General features: G+C 62.3%; 10 protein-coding genes and 1 pseudogene. 9 read left to right on the top strand and 2 right to left on the bottom strand.

Features of this window, described 5'->3' with window-relative positions:
* Positions 1–95, top strand: a pseudogene (locus EDF56_RS24330) (IS5/IS1182 family transposase); the annotation flags it as partial.
* Between the two features lie 177 nt (positions 96–272).
* Here EDF56_RS24330 and EDF56_RS24325 read toward each other — a convergent pair.
* The gene (locus EDF56_RS24325; protein WP_243652832.1) at positions 273–1,190 is read right to left on the bottom strand and encodes a LysR family transcriptional regulator; all 918 of its coding nucleotides are present in this window, start codon (positions 1,188–1,190) and stop codon (positions 273–275) included.
* Positions 1,191–1,357: 167 nt separating this feature from the next.
* Between EDF56_RS24325 and EDF56_RS24320 the strand changes: the two genes are divergently transcribed.
* From EDF56_RS24320 to EDF56_RS24290, 7 genes are all read left to right on the top strand, one after another.
* Positions 1,358–2,104, top strand: coding sequence for a glucose 1-dehydrogenase (locus EDF56_RS24320; RefSeq protein ID WP_132392504.1), 747 nt, complete (start codon positions 1,358–1,360; stop codon positions 2,102–2,104).
* A 32-nt stretch (positions 2,105–2,136) separates the two neighbouring features.
* A complete protein-coding gene (locus EDF56_RS24315; protein WP_132392502.1) occupies positions 2,137–2,547 on the top strand; it encodes a nuclear transport factor 2 family protein in 411 nt (136 codons plus the stop codon).
* Positions 2,548–2,581: 34 nt separating this feature from the next.
* The gene (locus EDF56_RS24310) at positions 2,582–3,418 is read left to right on the top strand and encodes an alpha/beta hydrolase (RefSeq protein WP_132392500.1); all 837 of its coding nucleotides are present in this window, start codon (positions 2,582–2,584) and stop codon (positions 3,416–3,418) included.
* A gap of 94 nt (positions 3,419–3,512) precedes the next feature.
* Positions 3,513–4,259 carry an SDR family oxidoreductase gene (locus EDF56_RS24305; protein WP_132392498.1) on the top strand — a complete coding sequence of 249 codons (747 nt, stop codon included), beginning with the start codon at positions 3,513–3,515 and terminating at the stop codon, positions 4,257–4,259.
* A gap of 29 nt (positions 4,260–4,288) precedes the next feature.
* Positions 4,289–4,933, top strand: a complete 645-nt coding sequence (locus EDF56_RS24300) for a glutathione S-transferase family protein (protein ID WP_132392496.1) — start codon at positions 4,289–4,291, stop codon at positions 4,931–4,933.
* A gap of 55 nt (positions 4,934–4,988) precedes the next feature.
* On the top strand, positions 4,989–5,342 hold the full coding sequence (locus EDF56_RS24295) for a hypothetical protein (RefSeq protein WP_207905047.1): 354 nt from the start codon (positions 4,989–4,991) through the stop codon (positions 5,340–5,342).
* A gap of 70 nt (positions 5,343–5,412) precedes the next feature.
* Positions 5,413–5,793: a DUF427 domain-containing protein gene (locus tag EDF56_RS24290; protein ID WP_132392494.1), complete on the top strand. Its 381-nt coding sequence runs from the start codon at positions 5,413–5,415 to the stop codon at positions 5,791–5,793.
* 357 nt (positions 5,794–6,150) lie between these two features.
* On the opposite strand, the gene EDF56_RS24285 is transcribed toward EDF56_RS24290, so the two are convergent.
* A complete protein-coding gene (locus EDF56_RS24285) occupies positions 6,151–7,464 on the bottom strand; it encodes a polysaccharide biosynthesis C-terminal domain-containing protein (protein ID WP_132392492.1) in 1,314 nt (437 codons plus the stop codon).
* Between the two features lie 324 nt (positions 7,465–7,788).
* Between EDF56_RS24285 and EDF56_RS26700 the strand changes: the two genes are divergently transcribed.
* Positions 7,789–8,907 carry a CoA transferase gene (locus EDF56_RS26700; protein ID WP_132392490.1) on the top strand — a complete coding sequence of 373 codons (1,119 nt, stop codon included), beginning with the start codon at positions 7,789–7,791 and terminating at the stop codon, positions 8,905–8,907.
* Positions 8,908–9,147 lie beyond the last annotated feature (240 nt).

The following is a 9,147-nucleotide window of genomic DNA, read 5'->3' as shown; positions in this document are numbered from 1 at the left end:
CAACCCGCTACGACAAACTGGCCGAGAACTTCCTTGCCATGGTTCAACTCGCTTCAATACGGCTGTGGCTTCGCGTTTATGAGTCTACAGCCTAGTAGGGTGAGGCTACAACCGGTTGTACAACTTATCCACTCTACATGGGTCGTCCGCTAACGGCCCGACTCCCCGGTAAGGCACGGGGAAACCTGCCGGCCCGCTCCTGGGGAGCGAAACTCGAGCGCTGTGTGACCGGCAAGGGCCGATTCAGCGGTTCTGTTGTGGCTGAGCGGCAGTTATCCTGAATTGCGTAAGCCGGCGGGACCAGCAGCTATCAGTTGATCGATCCCCGCGAGGAATGTCGCGAGAACTGGAGACTGGTTGTCGCGGCGATAGCCGACAGCAAGGTCGATAGTTGGTGGGTCGCCCGAGAGCGGCCTGCTGACAACCGACCAAGGCAGCAGCGGCTCGACATAGGCCGGCAGGAGCGCGATTCCCCGAGTGGAGGCAACCAGCGAAATCCCCATCGCAAAATTGTCGATGCGATGGCTCGGTTCGACGCCGACGCCTTTCTGCCGGAGATACGTGTCGACCACGTCCCGCAGGATGTGCGGGACGTCTGAGAAGCCGATCAAGTTTTCGCCGACGAGATCGGCGGGGCTAACTTCCGTCCCGCTTGCGAGCCGGTGGTCGCTCGGCAGGATGGCGACCAGTCTCTCGCTCGCCACCACCTGATAGGTCACGTCTGGTCGAGGCTCGACACGCATGAATCCGAGATCGAGCTCGCCGCTCTGGACGGCGTCAGCAACGTCCGGCGAGTAGAGGCTGGACACCTTGAAGTCGATTTTCGGCAGCTCGGTACGCAGGATCTGTGTGACGTGCGGAAGCCAGTCGACTTCCTGACCGGTGAGGAAGCCCACCGCGAACGTTGCTTTTGCAGGCCGTGCGGCGCGGCGGGCCGCGGCGACGGCTTCGGCGGCCTGACCAAGTGCGAGCCGGGCATGGTCGAGGAAAGCGCGCCCGGCCGGCGTCAGTTCGATCCCGCGCGCCCCGCGTGTGAAGAGCTGAGCACCAACCTCCTGTTCGAGATCACGGAGCTGGCGGCTGAGCGAGGGCTGCGCGGTGTGCAGGCGTTTTTCAGCTGCAACCGTGAGGCTACCCTCTTCGGCGACAGCCACGAAATAACGAAGATGTCGGAGTTCCATTGAAGCCATGCCTATGAGGTATCGCTCACGGACATACAAAGTCTTTTCCGTCGGGGCAATGACGGCCTATCTCCACACCATCGAAGCATGGGCAGCCGGTTAGAGCATGGAGCGCGAGACAGCGTTTCCGTGAACGGCAATCCTTGTCTTCATCACAGGAATTCGAGGAGATCGAAATGGAAAAGCAAGTCATCCTCATCACTGGCGGCCTGACCGGCATCGGCCGCGAGGCGGCAATCGCTGCCGCTCGCCAAGGCAATGACGTGATGGTTTCGGGTCGCAACAGCGAGACTGGCGAGGCATTGGTCGCGGAACTCCGCAGCCTAGGTGCCCAGGCGGATTTCGTACGCGCCGACGTCCGCCACGAGGACGATGTCCGCGTGCTTGTGGATGCAACCGTCGCCCGGTTTGGCCGCATCGATGTCGCAATCAACAATGCCGGGACGGAAGGCACGCCCGGCCCGATCGGCGACCAGACCGCCGAAAGCTATGCGAAGACCTTCGACACCAACGTCCTTGGCACGCTGCTCAGCCTCAAGCACGAGCTGCGCGTGATGGAGCGACAGGGCTTTGGCAGCATCGTCAACGTCTCCTCTACCTACGGCCATGAGGGCGCCGCCGGTGCGTCGATCTATTCCGCCAGCAAGCATGCGGTCGAAGGTCTGACCCGCTCTGTTGCGCTTGAAGCAGCTCGGCACGGTGTCCGAGTGAATGCCGTCGCGCCGGGGCCGACCAATACGGGCATGCTCGACCGCTTTACCGGCTCTGAAGAGGTCAAGTCTGTGTTGGCGGGCTCGGTCCCGATGGGTCGTGTCGGCAAGCCGGCTGAGATCGCCGCGGCCATCCTGTTCCTCGCGTCGCCCGCCGCGTCCTTCATCACCGGCCAGGTGCTCACCGCCGATGGCGGCAAGACCGCCGGCTGACCTCGCACGAACCGCGCATTGGAGTATTCGATATGGACATGCTCACCGCCAAAGCCGTGGTCGACGCCTATTATCAGGCCGGCAAGGAAGGTCGCCTGACAGACTTCGCGCCCTATCTCCACTCTGACTTCACCACGACCGCGCCCGACTATCTGCCGTGGGGCGGTGTGCATCTCGGCGCGGCCTTCTTCCGCGACGAGGTGCTGCCGAAATTGCCGGAGGTGCTCGATTTCGCGCGCTTCAGCTACGAGGTGTTAGTGGCTGAAGGCGACAAGGTCGTTGCCCTGATCAACATCGGCATCACCGGCACGGACAAGATGCTGAAGATCTCCGAGCACTGGGCAGTCACCGACGGCAAGGCTCGCTCGATTTGGGTCGCCTATTTCGAACCGCAGGATTTGCTCGACACGCTCGGCATCGCCCACGGGCTGAAGGCCCATTGATCGCCCCCCTTCCCTTTTACGCATGGAGGTCGTCATGACCGAATATACCTACGACACCGTCCCGACGCAGTTCGCCGAGGCTAATGGCATCCGCTTCGCCTATCGCAGGTTCGGCAAGCCCGGCACCGTGCCGCTCGTATTCAACCAGCATTACACCGGCTCCATGGACTACTGGGATCCAGCGGTGACCGACGGTTTAGCGAAGACCCGCGAGGTCATCCTGTTCGATAATGCCGGCGTCGCCGGCTCCTCGGGCGAGACTCCCGCCAGCTTCCCGGAGATGGGCGCCAATGCGGTAGCCTTCATCCGGGCGCTCGGTCTGCCCCAGGTCGACGTGCTCGGCTTCTCGATCGGCGGCTTCGTCGCACAGGAGATCACGCTGCAGGCGCCCCATCTGGTGCGCAAGCTGATCCTGGTCGGCACCGGCTATCGCGGCAACGACATGTCGGAGAGCCAGTCGAACGCGATCTTCTCGGAGCAGTATGACAATCCTGAGCATCTCTGGCTGAAGGTGCATTTCACCCCGTCTGAGACCAGCCAGGCCGCCGGCCATGCGTTCATCGAGCGCAAGCTGCGCCGCGAGGACCGTGATGCCACAGTCACCGAGCAGACGATCGCCGCGCAGGGCGAGGCAATCGGCAAGCACGTCGCACCCCGCGCCGACGCGCTCGACTATCTCAAGACGATGACCCTCCCGGTGCTCATCGTTCAGGGCAGCAACGACGTCATCATCCCGACGAAGCATAGCTACACGCTGCAGCAGAACCTGCCGAACGCGCAGCTCATCCTCTACCCGGACTCGAACCACGGTTCCTTCTACCAATATCCGAAGCTGTTCGTGGCGCACGCCACGACGTTCCTGAACGCCTGACACCCCAAGCACCCACCCAACCTCTTGCTGACCGAACGGCGCCATCCCTGGGGGCTGGCGCGGGACGGCTTCTCACGCCCCAAGGAGACCCAAGATGCAAGACTGCAACGGCAAGACTGCCCTCGTCACCGGCGCCTCGCGCGGTATTGGCCGCGCCACCGCCATAGTGCTCGCTAAGGCCGGCGCGCAGGTTCTCGTCCATTACGGCCGCGGCGCTGACGAAGCGAAGGCAGTCGTCCAGGAAATCCGTGATGCCGGTGGCCGTGCCGAAGCGCTCGGCGCCGACCTCTCGGCCCCGAGCGGCCCGCACGATCTCGCCCGGCAGGTCCGCACGATCGTCGGTGAGCGTCTCGACATCCTCGTCGCCAACGCCGGTGTCGGTCACTCGGCGACGATCGAGGACACGACCATCGAGGATTTCGACAGGCTCTTCGCGGTAAACGTCCGCGCCCCCTTCTTCCTCGTCCAGCAACTCCTGCCGATCCTCGGGGAGCGTTCGAGCATCGTATTGCTGTCGTCGCTGGCGGCAGACGCCGCGGTCGGCGACCTCTCCGCTTACTCAGCGACCAAGGGGGCGATCGATACGTTGGTCAAGCATTTCGCCGTCGCGCTCGGCGGCAGGGGCATTCGTGCCAACGCGGTCGCCCCAGGCGTGGTCCCGACCGACATGTCGAGCTTCGCCAAGACCGGCCAGGGTCGCGACTTCACACTTGGCATGCAGGCGCTGAAGCGCCTGGCAGAGCCGGAGGACATCGCCGAAGCCATCGCCTTCCTCGCCTCCGATCGGGCGCGCTGGATCACCGGCGACACGGTCCATGTCGATGGCGGCTCGAAGATCTGACTCCCCCATTGCCCGAAGGATTTTTTGCCATGAACGCCGATCTGAAACTCTACCAATCGAATGGCTCGCCCAATTCGCGCCGGGTCCGCATCTTTCTCGCCGAGAAAGGGATCACCGTCACCCAAGTGCCGATCGATCTCGGTGCAAGGGAGCAGTTTGCCGACGCCTATGCTGCGATCAACCCGCGCCGCGTCGTCCCCACGCTCGTGCTGGAGGACGGCACCGCGATTGGCGAGGTGCCCGCCATCATGCGCTATCTCGACGAGGCCTTTCCCGAAACGCCGCTGCTTGGTTCAACCTCTATAGAGAAGGCGCTGATCCAGATGTGGGAGCGGCGGATGGAGCTGGAAGGTTTCGCGCCGGTGATGGAGACCGTCCGCAATCGCGCTGCCGGGCTCAAGGACCGCGCGATCGCCGGCCCGCATGGATACGCGCAGATACCAGCGCTGGTCGATCGCGGGATGGCGCGCGTGCGGGATTTCTATGCCGACCTCGAGGCGCGTCTCGGCGAGCAGCCTTTCGTCGCGGGCTCCGCTTTTTCGGCGGCCGACATCACCGCCTTCGTGACCATCGATTTCGCAACCAACGCCCTCCAATTCGGCATCCCTGACACGGACGTCGCGATCCTGCGCTGGTACGAAGCGCTTACAACTCGCGAGAGCTTTTCCGCCTGACCCATCGATCCGCGGCGCGATCGCCCTGGCGAACGCGCTTTCCAAGGAGAAGGCAATGGCGACCGCTCAGGAAGCCGCCACCAAAGCCCTCGTGATCGAGGCTTTCGATACCCTGTCCAATCGTCGGGGCTATGCTGTCGCCGAACGCTTCTGCTCGCCCGACCATATTCAGCACAGCGCGCAAATCTCACCCGGGCGCGGCGGACTATTCGATCTGATCCGCAACGCCCCGCCAACATTGTGTTATGAGCACGGGGTAATTCTGGCCGAGGGTGAGCATGTGATGGTGCATGGCCGCTTTTCCGGGAACGGCCGACCAACGGCGTGGATTGCGGTCGATGTCCTGCGCATCGTCGATGCCTGCTCGTTGAGCGTTGGGACGTGCTCCAGGATGAAGCGGCGCCCCTGATATCTCTCGGCAGCCTCCCCATGTTCGGTACAGCCTGTCCTGTCTGATTATAACGTCAATGGAGATCCCCATGTCGACCAAGACAATCAAGATACCGGGGCCCGATCACCCCATCACGATCGAGCGGAACGGCAACCGTGTTGTGGTGAAGTTGGGTGATCGCGAGATCGCCAACAGCACCAACGTCCTGACCTTGCGCGAAGCTTCCTATCCGCCGGTCTTTTACATCCCGCGTGTGGACGTCGACATGTCGTTGCTCTTGCGCTCGGAGACAACGACCTACTGCCCGTACAAAGGGGAAGCCGCTTACTATAGCATTCCCACCGGCGGGGAACGGTCAATTGACGCGATTTGGACGTACGAAGACCCATATGACGCGGTGTCGGATATCAGGGATCATGTGGCGTTTTACCCCAGCCGCGTCGACGCGATCGAAGAAGTGGCGACCTAGCCAAAGGTAACTGCGTCAGGTTTTGACCGCCCTCGCCAACATAGCCGCCGTTCCTGGCTCCAAGCCGGCTGCTGCAGAGCGGCCGTACGTTCATTGTCGCGACCCCTGCTAAAGGCGGCTTATGACTAGTGGTCTTGACCGCCCTTATGACGTGGATGTTGGGTATCGCTGCCAAATAGCAAACCGTGGCCGCAAGCTATCTGCGGCCGCGGCGCTGCTTCAAAAAACCCTCACGTGGTCGTGTGGGAATCGGGGGCCGATCTATCCAGAAGTGCCCAATCAAAATTTGTCGGCATGCGGTCTCTGTTCGAGCGCGAGATTGCCGTCGACCATCCTGCTTTCAACGATGTGTGGCAGTTATGCGCCCGTTTCGGACTGGCTACGTATGGTACGATTCTTCCGCACTTCTATCAGCTCGCGATGGGCCATCAGGGCAGACACGCCATATAGGCCGCACGTTGCAAGCGCATGGGCAAGCGCCGCACCGGTGGCACCAAAGCGCGGAACCAGGGTCAGTAGCAATAGCAACTGCCCAAATCCCGCGACCGTCACGATGACGTAGGTCGGTCGGTTGCGCTGGCGCGCCTTCAGATATGTCGGCGCCAGCGAGAGGGTGACGCTGAACGCCGTCGACACAGCAAGAATTCTGAAGGCGTTGGCGCCCTCCTTTGCAAAGATCGCGCCATAGGGGCTCAGAATCCGTTCCGGAAACGCGAGGGCGGCGCAGGCGAACAGGGCCACGACCGGGCCGAGCATGCGGATGCGGCGGCGGCGCGCGCGGTTCAGTCCGTCGAAATCGCGCCGGTTGAGGCGCAACACCAGTTCGCGGCCATAGGCGCGATTGGTGGCGGCCGCGAGGATGGACACCAATGCCGCCGTACCCGTTGCTGCTGCATAGGCGCCCACGGCAACGGCCGAAGGCTGAAGCAGGTCGAGCGCGATCACTCCGGCCTGGCCCAACAGCGCCAGCGCCAGTCGGTAGATGAGAAATGGTCGAGCCTCGGCGCGCCAGGCCCCCGGTTCCGCGATGGGGGTAGCGCACCGCAATGCCGCCGGCGTGGCCTCACCGATTGCACGTATCATGAGTGCAAGCGCGATTGCCCATGAAACTCCCCAGCATGCCACTGCCACCGTGCCGTCGATCCGAACCGTCAGCAGTAGCAGCGCGGAAATCAGGGCGAGGGTAAGCCCCGGCACAAACAGCTTGAAGATCGTCAGTGCCCGAACAGGTCGCCCCATGGCGCTGAGTACTTCGATTGCATAGTGCGTCAATGCGCCTCCCGGCAGGGACAGGCCGGTCGCGATCAGGGCAAGGCGAACCGCATCGCCGGACGTCCGAGACCAGCTGCTCCACAGGGCAAGCAGTACCCCGGTGACTATCGCGGTCAGAATGGTGCGCCGCGCGCCGAAGTACAGGAAACCCTTCGCAAGGCCCCATTCGCGGCGCTCCAGCAGGACCGGGAGTTGCACCAGCGCATATTTCTCGACTCCGCGCGGAGCGAAGGTCGCGAGCAGGACGAATGCCGCAGAGGCGACAACATAGGCCTCAAACTCCTGAAAGCTGAGCCGTCGTGCCAGCAGGACGGAAAGCCCGTAGCCGATCGCCTGTCCCGCGAGGGCAACCGCGATCAGTGGGGTCAGCCTCGTGCGTGCCTCAGGCGTTTCGCTCACGACAAGTCCCGTAAATATTCGGCGATTTTAGATCGCTAATCTTCGACTCGAGTACCTCTTTGATGCGTGTTCGCAGACCCGATTGGAACACCGCTCCCTGCCCATTTGCGCGGATGTTCGCCTCCATTTGGCCAAAAACCCAAGGGCCATTTTGCAAAAATCTTCAATAACAAAATCTTATGAAATTAAGAAGCATTATTCAGTTTGATCGTAAAGTTCATTAGTAGTCACTTGACGATTTATTCGAATGTGTTCAAATTGATCAACAACGACCTCAAATGCCTTTAACCACAAATACTTGGATTGTGCTTGAGGAGGTTAATCATGTCAGCTTCAGATAGCGTGTCTCGCCGTGAGGTACTCCAGATCGGCGGGATGGCTGCCGCAGGGGCAATCGTGTCTTCGGGCATATCGTCGACGGCATCGGCGGCTGACAGTTTTGACATCAACCGCACTTTCGCAAGCTTCATGCACGAGATTGGCAGCAGCGCCACAGACGGCGGTGGCAAGGTCACGTTTACCGGCGCGGATCCGATTGTCCGTAGTCATTTCCGGGTTGGGGCCTGCATGGCAATACCGGCGATGGGCGCAGGGGTGGGGGCGGCGGCCATCTGGCGCGAGCGGACCGGACAGGGGCAGGACCTGACCGTCGATCTGCGCGAATCCGTTTACAACGTGAATCCGCTGATCGGCGCGATCCTGCTGATGGCGCAGCGCGAGGGCACCGTTCCCGCCGCCGATCCGATCCCGCGCGATTTCGTGATCCCCACGGTCAACGGCCTGATGTTGCAGGCGCCGGTCGGCCTGGGCAATCCGATGACTTTCGTGCCGTTCGAAACGAAGGACGGCCGTTTCTTCAATGTTACCGGCGCTTACCCGCACCTCAACGAGCGAGCGCTCCAAGCGCTCAAGTGTCCTCCCGGACGGGACAATATCGTCAAGGCCTTCAAGCAAGTGAACGCCTTCGAATTCGAGGATGAACTGAACGCGGCGGGCGGCGTCGGTGTTGTGCACCGCACCCGCGCGGAATGGCTCGCTCATCCCGAAGGGCAGGCCCTCGCACAGGCCCCGCTTGTCGAGATGGTCAAGATCGCGGACAGCGCTCCGGTTCCGTGGGCGCCCCATCCGGCACAGCCGCTGTCGGGCGTGCGGGTGATGTCCAACACCCATGTCATCGCCGGGACCTGTTCGTCGCGCACGCTGGCCGAGTATGGCGCGCAAGTCCTGCACATCGCTCGAGATCAGTCGTTCGAGCATGAAGCGCTGGTGATCGACGTGAACGTAGGCATGCGCTCGGCCTTCGTCGATCTCAGGAACCCGGACCAGAACAAGCGGATGAAGGGCCGGCGCGCTCCTTTGCCAACGTGGTCGGCTTGTCGGTGGTCAGATATTCCAGCCAGTCGGCGGCTTCCTGCACGGTGCCGCTGCCGACATTGGCCGTGATGTTGGCCTCGCTGCCGATCTGGCCGATGAAATCCATATATTCCTGCGTGCCGAACTGGTTCGGCTCGACGGGATCTCCCCAGTTGATGTTGTAGGTGGCGGGCCGCTTCGCCCCAGGGCCGATGCCGTTGCGCCAGTGATATTGATCAGCAAAGCATCCGCCGGGCCAGCGGACATTGGGGACTTTCAGGGCGCGCAGGGCCCGCACCACGTCGCTGCGGATACCGCGGACATTGGGTA

It is taken from the genome of Novosphingobium sp. PhB165 (genome assembly GCF_004341845.1).
Lineage (GTDB): Bacteria > Pseudomonadota > Alphaproteobacteria > Sphingomonadales > Sphingomonadaceae > Novosphingobium.
Note: the sequence above shows the minus strand (reverse complement) of the source record. Positions and strands in the feature narration are given on the sequence as shown.